Source organism: Actinosynnema pretiosum (assembly GCF_002354875.1).
GTDB lineage: Bacteria > Actinomycetota > Actinomycetes > Mycobacteriales > Pseudonocardiaceae > Actinosynnema > Actinosynnema auranticum.
The window spans coordinates 1,233,834-1,253,733 of record NZ_CP023445.1 but is presented as its reverse complement, the minus strand read 5'-3'; the positions used below and the strand labels follow the sequence as shown (position 1 = coordinate 1,253,733).

14 protein-coding genes are annotated in these 19,900 nt (G+C 72.4%); 7 read left to right on the top strand and 7 right to left on the bottom strand.

The genetic code is table 11. From position 1 onward, the window contains the following. Positions 1-120 precede the first annotated feature (120 nt). Entirely contained in the window at positions 121-2,679 is a 2,559-nt protein-coding gene (pepN, locus tag CNX65_RS05685) for an aminopeptidase N (protein WP_096491820.1), read from the top strand. 159 nt (positions 2,680-2,838) lie between these two features. Here the strand turns inward: pepN and CNX65_RS05680 are convergent, their stop codons facing one another. Next, positions 2,839-3,321, bottom strand: coding sequence for a DUF5130 family protein (locus CNX65_RS05680; protein ID WP_096491819.1), 483 nt, complete (start codon positions 3,319-3,321; stop codon positions 2,839-2,841). Continuing rightward, entirely contained in the window at positions 3,308-3,544 is a 237-nt protein-coding gene (gene ctaJ / locus CNX65_RS05675; RefSeq protein WP_096491818.1) for an aa3-type cytochrome oxidase subunit CtaJ, read from the bottom strand. The genes CNX65_RS05680 and ctaJ overlap by 14 nt, the downstream gene beginning before the upstream one ends. A gap of 409 nt (positions 3,545-3,953) precedes the next feature. On the opposite strand from ctaJ, the gene CNX65_RS05670 reads away from it, so the two are divergent. Then, complete coding sequence (locus CNX65_RS05670) at positions 3,954-4,451, top strand: DUF2345 domain-containing protein (protein ID WP_096491817.1); 498 nt, start codon at positions 3,954-3,956, stop codon at positions 4,449-4,451. Positions 4,452-4,470: 19 nt separating this feature from the next. Here the strand turns inward: CNX65_RS05670 and CNX65_RS05665 are convergent, their stop codons facing one another. Beyond that, positions 4,471-5,133, bottom strand: a complete 663-nt coding sequence (locus CNX65_RS05665; protein ID WP_373565522.1) for an HNH endonuclease — start codon at positions 5,131-5,133, stop codon at positions 4,471-4,473. A gap of 153 nt (positions 5,134-5,286) precedes the next feature. Here CNX65_RS05665 and CNX65_RS05660 point away from each other — a divergent pair, with 153 nt between their 5' ends. The 4 genes from CNX65_RS05660 (at position 5,287) to CNX65_RS05645 (ending at position 10,553) form a co-directional block, all read left to right on the top strand. Further along, the gene (locus CNX65_RS05660) at positions 5,287-7,419 is read left to right on the top strand and encodes a prolyl oligopeptidase family serine peptidase (protein ID WP_096491816.1); all 2,133 of its coding nucleotides are present in this window, start codon (positions 5,287-5,289) and stop codon (positions 7,417-7,419) included. Positions 7,420-7,469: 50 nt separating this feature from the next. After that, positions 7,470-8,447, top strand: coding sequence for a mechanosensitive ion channel family protein (locus CNX65_RS05655; RefSeq protein ID WP_096491815.1), 978 nt, complete (start codon positions 7,470-7,472; stop codon positions 8,445-8,447). A gap of 49 nt (positions 8,448-8,496) precedes the next feature. Continuing rightward, positions 8,497-8,880, top strand: coding sequence for a globin (locus CNX65_RS05650; RefSeq protein ID WP_012783752.1), 384 nt, complete (start codon positions 8,497-8,499; stop codon positions 8,878-8,880). 77 nt (positions 8,881-8,957) lie between these two features. Continuing rightward, positions 8,958-10,553 carry a glycoside hydrolase family 13 protein gene (locus CNX65_RS05645; protein ID WP_096491814.1) on the top strand — a complete coding sequence of 532 codons (1,596 nt, stop codon included), beginning with the start codon at positions 8,958-8,960 and terminating at the stop codon, positions 10,551-10,553. A 51-nt stretch (positions 10,554-10,604) separates the two neighbouring features. On the opposite strand, the gene CNX65_RS05640 is transcribed toward CNX65_RS05645, so the two are convergent. The 3 genes from CNX65_RS05640 to CNX65_RS05630 all read right to left on the bottom strand — a co-directional run bounded on the left by CNX65_RS05640 (position 10,605) and on the right by CNX65_RS05630 (position 12,790). Further along, entirely contained in the window at positions 10,605-11,231 is a 627-nt protein-coding gene (locus tag CNX65_RS05640; RefSeq protein WP_096497631.1) for a hypothetical protein, read from the bottom strand. Next, the gene (locus tag CNX65_RS05635; RefSeq protein WP_096491813.1) at positions 11,224-11,664 is read right to left on the bottom strand and encodes an acyl-CoA thioesterase; all 441 of its coding nucleotides are present in this window, start codon (positions 11,662-11,664) and stop codon (positions 11,224-11,226) included. The genes CNX65_RS05640 and CNX65_RS05635 overlap by 8 nt, the downstream gene beginning before the upstream one ends. Before the next feature lie 112 nt (positions 11,665-11,776). Next, positions 11,777-12,790, bottom strand: coding sequence for a LacI family DNA-binding transcriptional regulator (locus CNX65_RS05630; RefSeq protein WP_096491812.1), 1,014 nt, complete (start codon positions 12,788-12,790; stop codon positions 11,777-11,779). Positions 12,791-12,969: 179 nt separating this feature from the next. On the opposite strand from CNX65_RS05630, the gene CNX65_RS05625 reads away from it, so the two are divergent. Then, the gene (locus CNX65_RS05625; RefSeq protein ID WP_198320435.1) at positions 12,970-14,670 is read left to right on the top strand and encodes a carbohydrate-binding module family 20 domain-containing protein; all 1,701 of its coding nucleotides are present in this window, start codon (positions 12,970-12,972) and stop codon (positions 14,668-14,670) included. A 139-nt stretch (positions 14,671-14,809) separates the two neighbouring features. Here CNX65_RS05625 and CNX65_RS05620 read toward each other — a convergent pair whose 3' ends face one another. Then, a complete protein-coding gene (locus CNX65_RS05620; protein ID WP_096491811.1) occupies positions 14,810-19,765 on the bottom strand; it encodes an NAD-glutamate dehydrogenase in 4,956 nt (1,651 codons plus the stop codon). Positions 19,766-19,900: the final 135 nt, after the last annotated feature.

The window sequence follows — 19,900 nt, the reverse complement described above, 5'->3', positions numbered from 1 at the left end:
CGATGGAGTCCACCTGATCCGCCCGCGCGTGATTGGATGCGGAGGCCGTGTTCACCAACACGACACCATTCCCCGTACCGACGAGGTCGGCGCTCCGCGCGACGACAGACGAGGTGACCAGTGGCGGCACCCAACCTCACCCGCGACGAGGCGCAGCAGCGCGCCGGACTGCTGGAAGTGGACTCCTACCGGATCGAGCTGGACCTGACCGACGGAGGCGGCAAGCCGGGTTCGGAGACGTTCCGCTCGACCACGGCGGTGACCTTCCGCAGCCGCGAGGCGGGCGCCTCCACCCGCATCGACCTCGTGGCCGCCTCGGTGCGCCGCGCGGTGCTCAACGGGGTCGAGCTCGACGTCTCCGGCTACCGCGAGGAGGACGGCATCGCGCTGCCCGACCTCGCCGAGACCAACGAGCTCCTGGTCGAGGCCGACTGCCGGTACATGAACACCGGCGAGGGCCTGCACCGGTTCGTCGACCCCGTCGACGGCGAGGTCTACCTGTACTCGCAGTTCGAGACGGCCGACGCGAAGCGCATGTTCACCTGCTTCGACCAGCCGGACCTCAAGGCCGTCTACGACATCACCGTGCAGGCGCCCGCGCACTGGAAGGTGGTGTCGAACGCGGCGATCGAGTCCACCTCGGAGGGCGAGGGCGGGGCCGCGAGGCACGTCTTCGGGACCACGAAGCCCATGTCCACCTACCTGGTGGCGATGGTCGCCGGACCGTACGCCGAGTGGCGCGACGAGTTCACCGACGGCGAGACCACGATCCCGCTCGGCATCTACTGCCGCGCCTCGCTGGCCGCGCACATGGACCACGAGCGGCTGTTCACCGAGACCAAGCAGGGCTTCGGGTTCTTCCACGAGGCGTTCGGCGTGAAGTACCCGTTCGGGAAGTACGACCAGTGCTTCGTGCCCGAGTTCAACGCGGGCGCGATGGAGAACGCGGGCTGCGTCACCTTCCTGGAGGACTACGTCTTCCGCAGCCGGGTGACGCGCTACCTGTACGAGCGCCGCGCCGAGACCGTGCTGCACGAGATGGCGCACATGTGGTTCGGCGACCTGGTCACCATGCGCTGGTGGGACGACCTGTGGCTGAACGAGTCGTTCGCCACCTGGGCGTCGGTGCTGGCGCAGGCGGGCGCGACCGAGTACAAGCACGCCTGGACCACGTTCGCGAAGATCGAGAAGTCCTGGGCGTACCGGCAGGACCAGCTCCCGTCCACGCACCCGGTGGCCGCGGACATCCCGGACGTGCAGGCGGTCGAGGTCAACTTCGACGGCATCACCTACGCCAAGGGCGCCTCGGTGCTCAAGCAGCTGGTGGCGTACGTGGGCCTGGAGAACTTCCTGGCGGGCCTGCGGGTCTACTTCGCCAAGCACTCGTGGGGCAACGCCACGCTGGCCGACCTGCTGGGCGCGCTGGAGGAGGCCTCCGGCCGCGACCTGTCCTGGTGGAGCGCGCAGTGGCTGGAGACCACCGGCCTGAACCTGCTGCGCCCCAAGTACTCCGTGGACGCCGAGGGCCGGTTCACCGAGTTCGCCGTCGTGCAGGGCGGGGCCCGGCCGGGCGCGGGCGAGCTGCGCACGCACCGGCTGGCCGTCGGCGTGTACGACGAGGAGGGCGGCAAGCTGGTGCGCAAGCACCGGGTCGAGCTGGACGTGTCCGGCGAGAGCACGGACGTGCCCGAGCTGGTCGGCGTGCACCGGGGCAAGCTGGTGCTGGTCAACGACGACGACCTCACCTACTGCACGATGCGGCTGGACCCGGACTCGCTGGCGACGCTGGTCGACCGGATCTCCGACATCGCCGAGCCGCTGCCGCGCACCCTGTGCTGGTCGGCCGCGTGGGAGATGACCCGCGAGGCCGAGCTGAAGGCCCGCGACTTCGTGAACCTGGTGCTGGGCGGGCTGGGCTCGGAGTCCGAGGTGGGCGTGGTGCAGCGGCTGCTGCTCCAGGCGCAGACCGCGCTGTCGTCCTACGCGGACGCGTCGTGGCGCGCGGAGGGCTGGTCGCGGTTCACCGCCACCACCCTGGACCTGGCGCGGACCGCGGAGCCGGGCTCGGACCACCAGCTGGCGTTCGTCAACGCGCTCACCGGGTCGGTGCTGGGCGAGGAGGCCCTGGCGGTGCTGAAGGGCTGGCTGGACGGCTCCGCGCCGCTGGCCGGGCTCGACGTGGACACCGACCTGCGGTGGCGGCTGCTCCAGGCGCTGGTGGCGCACGGCGCGGCCGGGGCCGAGGAGATCGCGGCCGAGGAGGAGCGCGACCCCACCTCGACCGGGCACCGGCGGGCGCAGTCGGCACGCGCGATGCGGCCGACGGTGGAGGCGAAGGACGAGGCCTGGGACCGGGCGGTGAACGACGACGCGCTGCCGAACGCGGTGAGCGAGGCGATCGTGTTCGGCATCCAGCACCCGGCGCAGAAGGAGCTGCTGGCGCCGTACGCGGCCCGGTACTTCCGGGACGTGGCGGACGTGTGGGAGCGGCGGTCCAGCGAGCGGGCGCAGTCCGTGGTCGTGGGGCTGTACCCGTCGTGGTCGATCACGCCGGAGACGGTGGCGGCCTCGGACGAGTGGCTGGCGCAGGAGCGCCCGCCCGCGCTGCGGCGCCTGGTGTCGGAGGGGCGCGCCGGGATCGTGCGCGCGCTGGCGGCGCAGGAGTTCGACCGGTCGTGACACTCCTGGAGTCGTGACACTCCTGGAAGCGGAGGCCTGACTGCGCGGGGGGGGGAAGCGCCCCTGCGCAGTCACCGCTCCGCTCCGCGGAACGGGTGTGGTCGCGCGAGAGCCCCGGTGGACGGTGTCCACCGGGGCTCTCGGGTCTTCGGGGTCCCGCTACGGGCGCGGCCGGCCCGCCTGGTCGGTCAGCATCCGCAGGCCGCCGACGATGCCGCCGGACAGGTCGCCCTCCTTGAAGGAGGCGATCATGCTCATGACCGCGAGCTTCGCGCCCCGGTCGGCGAGCCTGCGGTGCGCCTCCTCGCCGGTGACGACCTCGACCACGCGCTCGCCGGGCGACACCGCGACCAGCACGGCGTGCGCGGGCCTCGGGGTCGCGGCGTGCAGCTGCTCGGCCTTCACCCGGCTCTCCTTGCCGCCCAGCTCGCCGAGGTAGACGCTGAAGTCCAGGCCGGTGGTGCGGCTGGCCAGGGTCAGGGCGTCGTCCATGGCGGCGAGCTGCACCGGCGTGAACGGCAGGCTCGGGCCCTCGGACTCGTGCATCCGCGCGGCGGAGATCCGGCCGCTGCCGGTGATCGCCTCACCGGGCTTCAGGTCCGCCGGGTCGACGACGGGGCGGGCCACCTCACCAGCTCCCACGAGCGCCTCCCCTTGCCGTGCCGCCTGCCGCCGGAGCGGTCCCGGCGCTGGTCGCCCGCTGCCCCGCGTTCGCGCTCCACCAGACCGGCGGGTGGGTCCACTCCTGGCCCGGCCGGTAGCGCTGGACGCGGGTCGTCTTCCGCCTCAGCGTCAGTAGCGCGATCACGCCGAAGATGGCCAGCGGGATCAGCGCGAAGACGAGAACGGTCTCCACGATGGTCACGGCCGCTACCGTAACCGATCAGCCGCGCGCCGTCCGATCGGGGGCGAGCGCCCCTTCGCTGGTCAGCGGGCACCACCGGGGGTGGCGCGAGTGTGAACGCGCGCACCGCCCCCCGCGAGCCCCGTCAGCCGTTCAGCCCAGCGCGCCCGGCCGGGAGCAGCAGTCCGCACGGCCGGACGGCCTGCCGCCGGACGGGTGCGGACGGGTGCCGGTTTGGCGTCTTGTCCTTCCCGGCCAAGCCTTCTAACTTTTCACCTGTACGGACCTTGCGGTTCTGCGCCAGGTTGGCAAATCCCACACGTTGAGCCAGGGAAGGCACGGCATGTACACCTCGGAGTCCGCCCAGGCTGTAGTTGTCACCCTTTTGCCGGACACCCACTGGACGCAATCCGTTACCGCCACTCGGCGGGTGGCGGAGTCCGCCGAACCCGCCCGCGACGCGGTCGACGACTCCGTCCGCATCACGGCCGCCGACTCCGTCCGGATCACCTGCCTGGACAGCGCGCGCGCCGCGGTCGCCACCAGGGGCCTCGGGGGCGCTCGGGGCGGTCTCCGCACCAGTGCGGACGAGAGTGTGCGCATCACGGCGAGCGGGAGCGTGCGGATCACGGGGCGTGACGACAGCGTGCGGATCACCGCGCGGCAGGACGGCAGCGTCCGCATCACCGCCGGGCAGGACGACTCGGTCCGCATCACGGCGGCGGACGACTCCGTGCGCATCACGGCACGGCACGACGACAGCGTGCGCATCACGGCGGCCGACGACTCGGTCCGCATCACCGCCGACGACTCCGTGCGCATCACCGCGCACGACGACAGCGTCCGGATCACCGCGCGCGAGGACGACAGCGCCCGCACCACGGCGCGGCAGGACGACAGCGTGCGCATCACCGCGCTCGCCGCGTGACGGGGGTCCCCGGCAGGCCCTAGGCCGCGGGCTCCCCCAGGTAGGGGAGCCACTGGGGATCGGCGTCGGTCACCCCGGCCAGCAGCCGCCAGTGCGGCCCCCTCGGCGCGGCGGGCACCACGCGCAACCGCCACCCCAGCTCCGACAGCAGCTTGTCGGCCTTGCGGTGGTTGCACTTGGCGCAGCACGCCACGCAGTTGGTCCACGTGTGGGGGCCGCCCCGGCTCCTCGGCACGACGTGGTCGATCGTCTCGGCCCGACCGCCGCAGTAGGCGCACCGGTACCGGTCGCGGTGCATCAGCCCCGCCCTGGTCAGCGGCACGCGCCCGCGGTAGGGCACCCGGACGTGGTTGCTCAGCCTGATCACCGAGGGCACGAGCACCTCGGCCGTCGAGGAGTGCAGCACGGTCCCGTCCGGGTCCCCGTGCACCACCTCGGCCTTGCCGCAGACCACGAGCACGACGGCGCGGCGCAGCGGCAGCGCGGTCAGGGGCTCGAAGGTCGTGTTGAGCAGCAGCACCTTGCGTCTACCCCAGGGGAACAAGATCGGCTTGACCGCCGAACCCGTCCCCTCCCCGTCGACCACAGCGTGCACACCTGGCTGTTTTTGGCCGGACGGGGCCGGCGGCGCGATCCCGGCGTTCACCAGGGCGCCGATCGGGGTGGGTTGTCGGTCTGGCACGCGACCACCTCCACCGGTTCTGCGCCTAGCAGACCACACTTCACCCCCAAAAATCACCTGTGATATGCGACCTGTCGTCCACCCAAGGCCGAATCGCCGACGCGCCGCCGCCTAACGGCGATCGTTTTCAACGGCGGGGCTACGCTCGGCGGGGTGACCGAGCACAGTGCCGCGACGCTGCCCGCGACGACCGCGTACCCACCGGCCACCCGGCTGGACCTCGTCGAGGACCTGCACGGGCACCGGGTCGCCGACCCGTACCGCTGGCTGGAGGACCCGACCGACCCCGAGACCGAGCGCTGGTCCGCCGCGCAGGACGGGCTGACGGCGTCCTGGCTGGGCGCGCTGCCCGGCCGCGAGGCGCTGGCCGCGCGGCTGACCGAGCTGAGCCGCACCGGGTCGGTCGGCGCGCCGACGTGGCGGGCGGGCCGCGCGTTCTTCACCCGCCGCGACCCCGACCAGGACCACGCCGTGCTGCGCGTGCGCGAGCCGGACGGCTCCGAGCGGGTGCTGCTCGACCCGGTGGCGCTGGACCCGACCGGCGCGACGACCCTGGACAGCTGGTCGCCCTCCCGCGAGGGGACCCGGCTGGCCTACCAGGTGTCGGTGGGCGGCGACGAGCACTCGCTGCTGCACGTGCTGGACGTGGACACCGGCGAGCTGGTCGAGGGCCCGATCGACCGCTGCCGCTACTCCCCCGTGGGCTGGCTGCCCGGCGGCGAGGAGTTCTTCTACGTGCGGCAGCTCGCCCCCGAGCTGGTGCCGGAGGACGAGCGGCTGTTCCACCGCAGGGTGTGGCGGCACCGGGTGGGCGCCGACCCGTCGACCGACGCGAACGTGCACGGCGACGAGCTGGACCACACCTACTACTACGGCCTGTCGGTGTCGGCGGACGGCCGCTGGCTGGTGGTCAGCGGCGCGGCGGGCACGGTGCAGCACAACTCGGTGTGGATCGCGGACCTGGCTGGAGGTGACGGCGCCGCGTCCGACGCGCCGTCCGGCGGCGGCCTGCGCCCGGTGATCACCGCCGACGCGGGCGCGCGGACCGGCGCGTCGGTGGCCCGCGACGGCAGGCTGTACCTGACCACGAGCCTGGGCGCCCCGAGGTTCCGGCTGTGCGTCACCGACCCGGCCGACCCCGGCGCGCCCGAGGACTGGACCGAGCTGGTGCCCGAGCAGCAGGACTCGGTGCTGGAGGGCGCGGGCCTGCTGGCGGGCTCGCTGGTGCTGCTGCGCACCCGGCACGCGGTGTCCGAGCTGCACTTGCACGACGCGTCCGGGGCGCACGTGCGCGAGATCCCGACGCCGGGCACGGGCTCGGTGCACGGCTGGTCCACCACCGACGCGCTCACCGACCCGGACGACGACCGGCTGTGGTTCGGCTGGACCGACTTCGCCACGCCGGTGTCCGTGCACCGCTTCTCGATCTCCACCGGCGAGACCGTCCTGGACACCCCCAACCCCGGTTCGGTGCGGTTGCCGGACGTGACCACCCGGCAGGTCGAGTTCACCTCCCAGGACGGCACGACCGTGCGGATGTTCCTGGTCTCGGGCTCGGCCGAGCCCGACCTGCCGAGGCCCGCCCTGGTCACCGGCTACGGCGGCTTCGCCGTCGGCCGGGGCCCCGGCTACGCCTCGACCGCGCTGGCCTGGGCCGAGGCGGGCGGGGTGTGGGCGCACGTGTCGCTGCGCGGCGGCGACGAGGAGGGCGAGGAGTGGCACCGCGCGGGCAGGCGCGAGCGCAAGCAGAACGTGTTCGACGACTTCCACGCCGCCGCCGAGCACCTGGTGGGACAGGGGTGGACGACCCCGCAGCAGCTGGCGATCATGGGTGGGTCCAACGGCGGACTGCTGGTCGGCGCCGCGCTGACCCAGCGGCCGGAGCTGTACGCGGCGGTGGTCTGCTCGGCCCCGCTGCTCGACATGGTCCGGTACGAGCGGTTCCTGCTGGGCAGGCTGTGGGCCGAGGAGTACGGCAGCGCCGCCGTCCCGGAGGAGCTGGGGTGGCTGCTGTCCTACTCTCCGTACCACCGGGTCGCACCCGGCGTTGAGTACCCTTCGGTGCTGTTCACGGTGTTCGAGTCGGACAGCCGGGTCGACCCCAACCACGCCCGCAAGATGTGCGCCGCCCTCCAGGCGGCCACCGCGAGCGATCCGGTCAAGCACCCGGTGCTGATCCGCAGGGAGACCGAGGTCGGCCACGCGGGCCGGTCGGTGAGCAGGTCGGTCGCGCTGGCCGCGGACCAGGTGTCGTTCCTGGCGTGGGCGACGGGCCTGGAGCTGTGAGCCGCGCGGCCGCGGGCGCCGAGACGTGAGGCACTAGGGAGGATTCGCAGGTGGAGGTCGTGGACGACGTGAAGTCGACGTTGGCCGTGGACTGGTGGGTGGAGAACGGCCCGAAGCTCGCCGAGGGCGCGATCCGGATCGCGCTCACGGTGCTGATCGCCGTGATCGTCCGGTTCCTGCTGCGGCGGCTGATCGACCGGCTCACCGTGGGCGGGACCGAGAAGGGCCGCAGGCCCCGGCTGCTGCGCCCGCTGCGCGAGCGGGCCCCGCAGGCGCTGAGCGCCCTGGTGTCCGAGCGCCGCGAGCAGCGCGCCCGCACCATCGGCTCGGTCCTCAAGTCCGTCGTCACGATGGTCGTGTTCGGCGTGGCGTTCATCCAGGTGCTCACCGAGCTGGGCATGAACGTCGCGCCGATCCTGACCTCCGCGGGCATCCTGGGCGTCGCGATCGGCTTCGGCGCCCAGAACCTGGTGAAGGACTTCCTGTCCGGCATGTTCATGATGCTGGAGGACCAGTACGGCGTGGGCGACGTGGTCGACCTCGGCCCGGCCACCGGCACGGTGGAGAGCGTCGGCCTGCGGATCACCACGATCCGGGACACCAACGGCACCGTCTGGTACGTGCGCAACGGCGAGATCCTGCGGGTGGGCAACTCCTCGCAGGGCTTCGCCGTGGCGGTGGTGGACCTGCCGCTGGCGTACGGCGCGAACCTGGCCGACGTCACCGAGATCCTGGCCAAGGCGGCGGCCGAGGCGACCGAGTCCGAGCCGCTGTCGAACGACGTGATCGCGAAGCCGGACGTGCTCGGCGTGGAGAAGGTCACCCCCGAGGGCCTGACCATCCGGGTGACGACGAAGGTGCGGCCGGGCCGCCAGTGGGCGGTGCAGCGGGCGCTGCGGGCGAAGCTGATGCCCGCGCTGGAGGACCAGGGCATCTCGCTGAGCCCGGCCGCCGCGACGGCCCCCTCGGTGACGCCCGCCCCGACCCGCAACTACGGCACGCCGACGCCCGTGATCAAGAAGTCCTGATGCCCGCCCCCGTGCGCGGTCGCGGGCGGCGGTCAGTCAGGATGGACGCGTGACCACGCCGGAGAACTTCTACGAAGCGGTGGGCGGGTACGAGACGTTCCGCCGCATCGTCGCCCGCTTCTACGAGGAGGTCGCCAAGGACGAGGTGCTGCGGCCGATGTACCCGGAGGAGGACCTGGGGCCCGCCGAGGAGCGGTTCCGGCTCTTCCTGATGCAGTACTGGGGCGGCCCGCACACCTACTCCGAGCGCAGGGGCCACCCCCGGTTGCGGATGCGGCACATGCCGTTCGAGATCGGGCCGAGGGAGCGGGACGCCTGGCTGCGCTGCGCGAAGGCGGGCGTGGACGAGGCCGACCTCACGCCGCAGCAGCGGGAGCAGCTGTGGGGGTACCTGGAGATGGCCGCGAACAGCCTGGTCAACACCTGGGGCTGAGCGGTGGCCCGACCGCGCCGCAGGCACTCCCCCGACCGGGTCTTGGCAGACCACACCGAATGGCAGGATGAACCCTCGTGCGACGTTCCTCCGACCTCAGCCCCGAGCAGGCCGACGAGTCAGCCTGGTGGCACGACGCCGTCTTCTACCAGGTCTACGTCCGCTCGTTCGCCGACTCGAACGGCGACGGGGTCGGTGATCTGGACGGCATCCGCTCCCGGCTCGGCTACCTCGAACTGCTGGGCGTCGACGCCCTGTGGCTCACGCCGTTCTACACCTCCCCGATGGCCGACCACGGCTACGACGTCGCGGACCCGCGCGACGTCGACCCGCTGTTCGGCGACCTGGCCGCGTTCGACCGGCTGGTCGCCGAGGCCCACGAGCACAACATGAAGATCACCGTCGACCTGGTGCCGAACCACAGCAGCGACCGGCACGAGTGGTTCCAGGCCGCGCTGCGGGCCGCGCCGGGCAGCCCCGAGCGGGACCGGTACCTCTTCCGGGACGGGCGGGGCTTCGACGGGTCGCAGCCGCCGAACAACTGGACCAGCATCTTCGGCGGCCCGGCGTGGACGCGGGTCGCGGACGGGCAGTGGTACCTGCACCTGTTCGCGCCGGAGCAGCCGGACCTGAACTGGGACAACCCCGAGGTGCCCGCCGACCTGGCGCGGACCCTGCGGTTCTGGCTGGACCGGGGCGTCGACGGGTTCCGGATCGACGTCGCGCACGGCATGGCCAAGCCGCACGGCCTGCCGGACATGGACGTGCGCGCCGAGCAGGCGTCCGGCGTGCTGCACGACAACGCGCTCGACCCGAGGTTCGACGACGACGGCGTGCACGAGCACCACCGGATGATCCGGAAGGTGATCGACTCCTACCCCGGCCGGATGGCCGTGGGCGAGATCTGGGTGCAGGGCGACGACCGGTTCGCCCGCTACGTGCGGCCGGACGAGCTGCACCTGGGGTTCAACTTCCGCCTGGCGCAGGCCGGGTTCGAGGCCGAGCAGGTGCGCGCGGCGATCGAGCACTCGCTGGCCGCCGTGGCGCCGACCGGCACCCCGCCGACCTGGACGCTGTCCAACCACGACGTGGTGCGGCACGTGACCCGGTACGGGGGCGGCGCGCTGGGCGCGCAGCGGGCGCGGGCGATGGCGCTGGTGCAGCTCGCGCTGCCGGGCGTGGTCTACCTGTACAACGGCGAGGAGCTGGGCCTGCCGAATGTGGAGCTGCCGGACTGGGCGCTCCAGGACCCGACGTGGGTGCGCTCCGGGCACACCGACCGGGGCCGCGACGGGTGCCGCGTCCCGCTGCCGTGGGAGGGCTCGGCCCCGCCGTTCGGGTTCTCCTCCGGGCAGGGGTCGTGGCTGCCGCAGCCGGACGAGTGGGCCGGGCTGACCGCCGAGCGCCAGCTGGAGGACCCGGACTCGATGCTGTCGCTGTACCGGCAGGCGCTGGAGCTGCGGAAGTCCACCGAGGGGATGTCGGGGACCGAGCTGGAGTGGTACGGGGCGCCCCCTGGCTGCTTCGCGTTCCGCCGCAAGGGCGGGGGGCTGATCTGCGCCCTGAACACCTCGGGCGCGCCGGTGCCGCTGCCGCCCGGCGAGGTCCTGCTCTCCAGCGGGCCGATGGACGGCGACCAGCTGCCGCCGGACACCGCGGTGTGGCTGGTCTGAGGACTTGAGCCCTCGAGGGCCGGGTGGTCGCCCACCACCCGGCCCTCGTCCTCACACCAGCAGCGGGAGCATGGAGTGCCTGCGCCGGACCACCGCGCCGAAGCGGGCGTCGATGCGCAGCCACGAGTCGGTGGCGGTGACCCGGACGTCGTCGCCGCCGAGGAAGCCCATGCCGGACAGCGCGAACAGGCAGCGCAGCGGCACCTTCACGTCCAGGCCGGAGCCGGAGACGGTCAGCACGGTCTGGTCCAGCAGCGAGGCGGGCGGGGTGCCGTGCGGGCCGGTGTTCTCCCTGGCCAGCGCGACGCCCTGGTCGGCCAGCTCGGTCACCACGGCGCCGGGCAGCAGGTCGACGCGCTGCCAGCCCTCCAGGGGCGGCAGGGCCGAGCGCCACATCAGGTCCTTGGCGGGACCGGCGTCGACGGTGTCGCCGCGCAGGACCGCGAGCCCGGTGAGCAGGTCGCTGCCGGAGACGGTGACGTCGCCGGGGTCGACGCGGCCCGCGACGGTGCGGGTGGCGAGGGTGTCGAACGGGGTGGCCACCCAGGCGTCGACGCGCTCGCCCGACGGCCGGTTGCGCAATCGGACGACCACCTGCTGGTCGAGGCGGACCGCGCGGGCGACGAACGCCCCCAGGTCGTCGCGCTCGCTGGGGTCGCTGAAGACGAGCTCAGGCACCGGCACCTCCGGGCGTTCCGGCGCGCCACCCGGCGAGGAAGTCGCGCTCGGCTTCGGACAGTCGGCGGGGGCGGCCCGCCGCGACGTTGTAGGGCACCATCAGGGTCTCGGCCCTGGCGACGACCGGGCTGTCCGGCCTGCGGCTGCCCCTGACCGCGTAGTCGAGGGTGAAGGACGCGGACTTGAGCTCGCGGACCGACATCTCCACGACCACCTCGTCACCGCTGAACAGCAGCGGTTGCAGGTACTCGACGACGAGCTTGGCCACCACGACGCCCTCGCGGAGGTCGGGGACCCCCAGCCGGACGGCCTCGGTGAACAGCAGGTCGACGCGGGCCTCCTCCAGCAGAGTGACCGTGTTGGCGTGGTTGACGTGCCCGTACGCGTCCATGTCGGACCACCTCGGACGGACGCCGGTGACGAACACACCCAAGTTGAACGCGCCTCCCGCTTAGTCGCCTTGCCGAAACCCTATCGACGTGCCGCGTCCAGGTTAAGCGGGCCGTCATGAACGGTTTTCACTTCGCCCGGAGGTGACGCGCGGGTCACTCCCCCGCAGGTCGCCTCCGGCGGGCGGCGGTCGAGCCGCGCACCACCAGCTCGGGCTGGAACACGAACTCGGCGTGCGGCGCGGGCGTGCCCGCGACCTCCTCCAGCAGCGCGTGCACGGCGGCCTGGCCCATGGCCTCCACCGGCTGGCGCAGCGTGGTCAGCGGCGGGTCGGCGAACCCGATCAGCGGCGAGTCGTCGAAGCCGACCACCGACACGTCTCCGGGAACCCGCAGGCCGCGGCCCCGCGCGGCCCGGATCGCGCCGAACGCCATCAGGTCGCTGCCGCACACGATCGCCGTGCAGCCCCGGTCGAGCAGGGCGTCGGCGGCGGCCTGCCCGCCCTCGACGGTGAACAGCGAGTGCTCCACCGGACCGGTCGCGGCGCCTGCCGGGAAGGCCGCCGCGAAGCCCTCGGCGAGCCGCTGCGTCGGCACGTACCGGGGCGGTCCCACGGCCAGCCCGACCCGCTCGTGGCCCAGCTCCAGCAGGTGCGAGACGGCCAGCCTGGCGGCGGCGCGGTAGTCCACCGAGACGAACGGCGCGGACACGTGCTCGGTGAACCCGTTGACCATGACGAACGGCACACCGCGACCGGCGAGCTTGACGTAGCGGTCGGGGTCGGCTGTTGTGTCCGCGTGGAGACCGGACACGAACACGATCCCGGTCACCCCCCGGTCGACCAGCAGTTCCGTCAGCTGGTCCTCCGACGAACCGCCCGGCGTCTGCGTGCACAGCACTGGCGTGTAGCCCTCCCTGGTCAGCACCTGCTCGATGACCTGGGCGAACACCGGGAAGATCGGGTTGGTCAGCTCCGGGATGATCAGTCCCACCAGCCCGTGGGTGCGCTGGCGCAGCCTCGGCGGGCGCTCGTAGCCGAGCACGTCCATGGCGGCGACGACCGCTTGCCTGGTCGTGGGCGACACGCCCGCCTTGCCGTTCACCACCCGGCTGACCGTGGCCTCGCTGACGCCTGCCTGGGACGCGATGTCACTCAGCCGCGCTGTCACACGGGTGACTTTACGACCGGCGCGCTGGGGCGCTCGCAACCACCGCTGGGGCCGTCCCGACCAACTGCCACCCGTTCGGCGCAGCGCGCGAAAGAGGTTGCAGCGGTTTTCAGCAATTTACGCAACTGGTAAGACCTGGACACATCCCTGCACAACACCCCTGCACCAGAGGAGCCACCGTGGCACCCCCTGCACGGAAGATCGCCCTGTTCGCCGCCGGAGCGCTGATAGCCGGCGTGGTCGCCGCCGGGGCGACCCAGCTGACCTCGACCCCGCCCACGGCCACCGCCACCCCGCCCGGCGCCAAGACCGTGACCGCGACCCTGTTCCAGTGGACCTTCGACCGGGTCGCCGCCGAGTGCACGAGCACCCTCGGCCCCAAGGGCTACGGCTACGTCGAGGTCTCCCCCGCCACCGAGCACATCCAGGGCGGGACCTGGTGGACCTCGTACCAGCCGGTCAGCTACCGGATCGCCGGTCGGCTCGGCAGCGAGGCCCAGTTCCGGAACATGATCACCACCTGCCACAACGCGGGCGTGAAGGTCGTCGCCGACGCGGTGATCAACCACATGTCGGCGGGCTCGGGCACCGGGACCGGCGGCACCCAGTACACGAAGTACACCTACCCCGGTCACTACGGCGACCAGGACTTCCACACCTGCCGCACCGACATCAACGACTACCGCAACCGGGACAACGTCCAGAACTGCGAGCTCAGCGGCCTGTCGGACCTGAACACCGGCAGCGAGTACGTCCGCAGCGAGATCGCGGAGTACCTGAACACCCTGCTGTCGATGGGCGTGGACGGCTTCCGGATCGACGCGGCCAAGCACATGCCCGCCGCCGACCTGTCCGCGATCAAGGCGAAGCTGACCAAGCGCGACGCGTTCTGGGTGCACGAGGTCATCTACGGCGCGGGCGAGGCGGTGCAGCCCGGCGAGTACACCGGCTCGGGCGACGTCGACGAGTTCCGCTACGCCTACGACCTGAAGCGCGTGTTCACCAGCGAGAACCTGGCCTACCTGAAGAACTTCGGCGAGGGCTGGGGGCACCTGCCGAGCGGGCAGGCGCGCTCGTTCGTGGACAACTGGGACACCGAGCGCAACGGGTCGACGCTGTCCTACAAGGACGGCTCGAACTACACCCTGGCGAACGTGTTCATGCTGGCCTGGCCGTACGGCTCGCCGCAGGTGTACTCGGGCTACGAGTTCTCGAACAAGGACCAGGGCCCGCCCGCGCCCGGCGAGTGCTACAGCAGCGGCTGGGAGTGCCAGCACCGGTGGCCGCAGATCGCGAACATGGTCGGCTTCCGCAACACCACCTCCGGCACGGCCGTGACGAACTGGTGGGACAACGGTCGCAACGCCATCGCGTTCGGCCGGGGCGACAAGGGCTACGCCGTGGTCAACCGGGAGTCCTCGGCGGTGTCGCGGACGTTCCAGACCTCGCTGCCCGCGGGCACCTACTGCGACGTGCAGCGGGACGGCTGCACGGCCACGCACGTGGTCAACTCCGCCGGGCAGTTCACCGCGACGGTGAACGCCGGTGAGGCGATCGCGCTGCACGTGGGCGCCATGGGCAACGGGTCGAACCCCGGCACGGGCGCGGCGGCGTTCTCGGTGAACGCGACCACGGTCATGGGGCAGAACATCTTCGTGGTGGGCGACCACGCCTCGCTGGGCGGCTGGGACCCGGCGCGGGCGGTGGCGCTGTCCTCGGCCTCGTACCCGCTGTGGAAGGCCTCGGTGTCGCTGCCGGGCGGGACGCAGTTCGCCTACAAGTACATCCGCAAGGAGGCGAACGGGACGGTGACGTGGGAGAGCGGCGCGAACCGCACCGCGACCGCGCCCGCGACCCTGAACGACACCTGGCGGAACTAGCCGGAGTCCGGGAGCGGGGAGCGCGGGGGCGGGGAGTCGCACGACTCCCCGCCCCCGTGCCTCACAGCCGGTCTCGCACGGCCGGGCCGCGCGGGGGCGGTTGGCGCAGGCCAACCGCCCCCCGTCATCCCACCGCCCGTCAGCGCACCATGCTCCGCACCTGCCGCGCCGCCACCGACAGCGTCGCCAGGTCGAGCCGGTTCGCCCGGTTGATCTCCTCCAGCGCCGCCCGCGCCCGGCCGAGCCGGGACGCGTTGGCCTGCTCCCACGCGGCGATCTTCTGCTCGCCGCTGTCCTCCGGGTCGGAGGTGCGCAGCACGTCCACCGTGATCGCCCGCAGCGACGAGTAGAAGTCGTCCCGCAGCGCGAGCCTGGCCAGCGCGTGCCAGCGGTTCTCCCGCTCCAGCGAGGACACCGAGCTGAGCATCCGGTCGATGTCCAGGTGGTCGGACATCGCGAAGTACAGCTCGGCGGTCTCCTCGTGGCTGCGCTCGGCGCCCGCCGACGCGCCCAGGTCCTCGTGCTCGGCCAGCTCGGCGATCTCGGTGACGTCCAGCAGCCCGTAGGTGAACAGCAGCGTGGAGACCCGCGTCGCCAGCTCCTGCGGCACGCCGTGGCCGACCAGCCGGTCGACGTTGGCCAGCACCGACTCCTGCTCGCGGCCCTTGACCAGGTCCACCATCCTCGGCGTGATCCGCTCGACCACGCCCCGGAACCGGGAGATCGCGGCGCTGATCGCCAGCGGCTGCGGCCGGTTGGTCAGCAGCCAGCGGGACGCGCGGTCCAGCAGCCGCCGGGTCTCCAGCAGCATGTCGTCCAGGACCTCGCTGGGCACCGCGTTGTCCAGCTCGCGGATGCTGCGCCACAGCGACGGCAGGTCGTAGATCGAGGTGACCGCCGTGTACGCGCGCACCGCGTCGGTGGTCGACGCGCTCATCTCCTCGGCCAGCCGGAACGCGTAGGAGATGCCGCCGCCGTCCACGACCTCGTTGACCAGGACGGTGGTGATGATCTCCCGGCTGAGCGGGTGGTCCGGGATGGCGTCGCCGAAGCGGGCCCGCAGCTGGCTGGGGAAGTAGTCGGGCAGCTTGCGCGCCGCCGAGTCCATCGTCGGCAGGTCGCTGGCCAGCACCTCCTCCTTCAGCGCCAGCTTCACGTGCGCGAGCAGCGTCGCCAGCTCCGGCGACGTCAGACCCTCGCCCGCCTTCTCCAGCGCCTTGAACTCGGCCTGGCTCGGCAGCGCCTCCAGGCCCCGGTCGAGCACGCCGCGCGACTCCAGGTCGGTGACCAGGCGGGCGTGCACGGACAGCATCGGGGCCGCGTGCGCCCGGCTGACGCCCAGCACCGCGTTCTGCGAGTAGTTGTCGGCCAGCACCAGCTGCCCGACCTCGTCGGTCATCTCGCCCAGCAGCTCGTTGCGCTGCCCGGCGTCCAGCGCGCCCTGCCTGACCAGCTCGTCCAGCAGGATCTTGATGTTGACCTCGTGGTCGGAGCAGTCGACGCCCGCCGAGTTGTCCAGCGCGTCGGTGTTGACCTTGCCGCCGGTGCGGGCGAACTCGATGCGACCGCGCTGGGTCAGGCCCAGGTTGCCGCCCTCGCCGACGACCTTGACCCGCAGGTCGCGGCCGTTGACCCGGATCGCGTCGTTGGCCTTGTCGCCGACGTCGCCGTGCGACTCGGTGGAGGACTTCACGTAGGTGCCGATGCCGCCGTTCCACAGCAGGTCGACCGGGGCGACCAGCACCGCCCGCATCAGCTCCTGCGGGGACAGCTTCACGGTGCCCTCGGGAAGGCCCAGCGCGACCCTGACCTGCTCGCTGACCGGGATCGACTTGGCGGTGCGCGGGAACACGCCGCCGCCCTCGCTGATCAGCGACCGGTCGTAGTCGTCCCACGAGGAGCGCGGCAGCGCGAACAGCCGGGAGCGCTCGGCGAACGAGGTCGCGGCCACCGGGTTCGGGTCCAGGAAGACGTGCCGGTGGTCGAACGCGGCGACCAGCCGGATGTGCTCGGACAGCAGCATCCCGTTGCCGAACACGTCGCCGGACATGTCGCCGACGCCGACGACGGTGAACTCGTCGGTCTGGGTGTTGGTGCCCATCTCCCGGAAGTGCCGCTTCACGCTCTCCCAGGCGCCCTTGGCGGTGATGCCCATGGCCTTGTGGTCGTAGCCGACCGAGCCGCCGGAGGCGAACGCGTCGCCGAGCCAGAAGCCGTAGGAGCGGGACACCTCGTTGGCGATGTCGGAGAACGACGCGGTGCCCTTGTCGGCGGCCACGACGAGGTAGCTGTCGTCGCCGTCGTGCCGCACCACCTGCGGGGCGGGGACGGTGACGCCCGCCTTGAGGTTGTCGGTCAGGTCGAGCAGGCCGGAGATGAACTGGCGGTAGCAGGCGATGCCCTCGGCCAGGAACGCCTCGCGGTCCAGGCCGGGATCACCGCTGGGGACGGGCGGGCGCTTCACCACGAAGCCGCCCTTCGCGCCGACCGGGACGATCACCGCGTTCTTCACCGCCTGCGCCTTGACCAGGCCCAGCACCTCGGTGCGGAAGTCCTCGCGCCGGTCGGACCAGCGCAGCCCGCCGCGCGCGACCGGCCCGAACCTCAGGTGCACGCCCTCGATCCGCGGCGAGTACACGAAGATCTCGAACCGGGGGCGGGGCTGCGGCAGCTCCGGGATGGCCCTCGGGTTGAGCTTGACCGCCAGGTACGGGCGGGGCGCGCCGTCGGCGTCGCGGACGAAGTAGTTGGTCCGCAGGGTCGCCAGCACCAGGGTGAGCAGGCTGCGCAGGATGCGGTCGGCGTCCAGGCTGGTGACGTCGTCGATCAGCTCGGTGATCCGGGCGGACAGGCGGTCGGTGCGCTCGGTCCGGGAGGAGGCGTCCAGCTCGGGGTCGAAGCGGGTCTCGAACAGCTCGACCAGCGCGGTGGCGACCTCGGTGTGCCCGAGGACGGCGTCCTCGATGTAGTCCTGGCTGTAGGACACGCCGGCCTGGCGCAGGTACTTGGCGTACGCGCGCAGCATGGCCGCCTGCTGCCAGGTCAGGCCGCCGCGCAGCACCAGGGTGTTGAAGCCGTCGACCTCGGACTCGCCGCGCCACGCCGCCGCGAACGCGTCCTGGAAGCGGACGCGCACCGAGTCGAGGTCCTCGTCGGTGAGCTTCTCCAGGGTGGCCGGGTCCAGGCGCAGGCCGAAGTCGTAGATCCAGCACTCGACGCCGTCGTCGCGCACCAGGTCGTACGGCCGCTCGTCGACCACGACCACGCCCATGCGCTGGAGCATCGGCAGCACGTCGGACAGGGTGACGCGGGCGCCCGCGAGGAACAGCTTGAACCGCCGCTCGCCCGGCTCGGCGTCGCGCGGCACGTAGAACACCATGTCCAGGTCGCCCTGGCCCAGCGCCTCGATGCGGCGGAAGTCGCCGAGGCCCTCGGGGGCGGTGAAGTCCTCCTTGTAGGCCTCGGGGAACGCGCCCGCGATCCGCTGGCCCTGCTCGCCCGCCGACTCGGCGCCCAGCTCGTTCGAGCGGGCGGTCTCGGCCAGCACCGCCTCGACCATGCGGTCGTCCCAGGAGCGCACGGCCTCGGCGAGGCGCTGCTGGATGTGGGTGGTGTCCGGGGCGGCGCCCTGGTCGGCGGCCGGGTCGGTGTGCACGGTGAAGTGCACGCGGGCCAGCGCGGACTCGCCGATGCGGGCGCTGTACTCCAGGTTGACGCCGCCCAGCTCGTCGATCAGCACCTCCTGCATGGCCAGCCGCGAGGTGGTGGTGTAGCGGTCGCGCGGCAGGTAGACCAGGCAGGAGTAGAAGCGGCCGTACGGGTCGCGGCGCAGGAACAGCCGGAGGCGGCGGCGCTCGGCGAGCGCGATGACGCCCGTGACGGTGAGGTGCAGCGTCTCGGCGTTCACCGAGAACAGCTCGGTGCGCGGGTAGTTCTGGATGACCTCGAGCATCCGCTGGCCCGAGTACGAGTGCAGCGGGAAGCCCGCGCTGTGGATGACGTCGCGGACGCGGCGCTCGATGACGGGGATGTCCAGGACGTCCTCGTGCAGCGCGGTCGTGGACAGCACGCCGAGGAAGCGGTGCTCGCCGTCGACGCGGCCCTCGGCGTCGAAGGTCCGCACGCCCACGTAGTACGGGTAGACCGAGCGGTGCACGCTGGCCTGGGCGCTGGCCTGGGTGAGGACCAGCAGCTCCGGGGTGGGCGTTCCGGCGTCGGGCCCGGCGGTGAGGGCGTGCGCGGCGGGGCTGTCCTGGCGCAGCACGCCGAGGCCGGCCTCGCCCGAGGGGCGCAGGACCGGCTCGCCGCCGTCGCGGACGACCTCGTAGCGGCGGTAGCCGAGGAACGTGAAGTGCTCGTCGGCCAGCCACTCCAGCAGCCGCGCGCCGTCCTGCACCTCGTGCTCGGGCAGCGGGAGGCCGTCGCCGCGCAGGGACTTGGCCAGCTCGCGGGCGGTGGTGACCATGCGGTCGGTGTCCTCGACGACCTCGCGGACGTCGTTGAGCACGGAGCGCAGCCCGGCTTCCAGCTCGTGCGCCCGGTCGGCGTCGGTGAGCAGGTCGACCTCGATGTGCATCCACGACTCGGCGGCGGCGCCCTGCGGCGGGTCGGCCGGGTCGGCGGCGGGCAGCACCTCCACGAGGGAGCCGTCGGCCTGGTCGCGGCGCACCACGACGATCGGGTGGATCACGCGCTGCACCTGCACGCCGTTGCGGGTGAGCTCGGAGGCGACCGAGTCCACCAGGTGGGGCATGTCGTCGGTGACGATCTGCACGACGGTCGCGGGGCACTGCCAGCCGTCCCGCTCCCTGGTGGGGTTGAGCACCCGCACCGTGGGGCGGCCCGCCACGCGGCTCTCGGCGAGCCGGTGGTTGGAGCGCACCGCGCCCAGCAGGTCGGCCGGGTCGTCGTCGTTGACTTCCTCGGCGGGCACGTGCCGGTAGTAGAGGCGGATCAGCTCGGCGAGCTCGGGCGCGTTCTCGGCGGCTCTGCCGATCAATTCGTCTCGGGTGTGTTCAGGACTGGCCGCACGCGCGGCACCACCCGCGGCGTGGGCGGCGCGCTCGGAACGGGTCGGGAATCCAGTCGAGGTCATGTTCAGGCGACTCCACGCTATCCGGCACCTCTGTGTGCCGGGTCTGCGCACCACTTAACCAGACACTCGGAACTGCGCAGGCGGGACCCGCGTTTTTCACGAGCTGGATCGTTCACCTGATCGATCAGCGGCTTC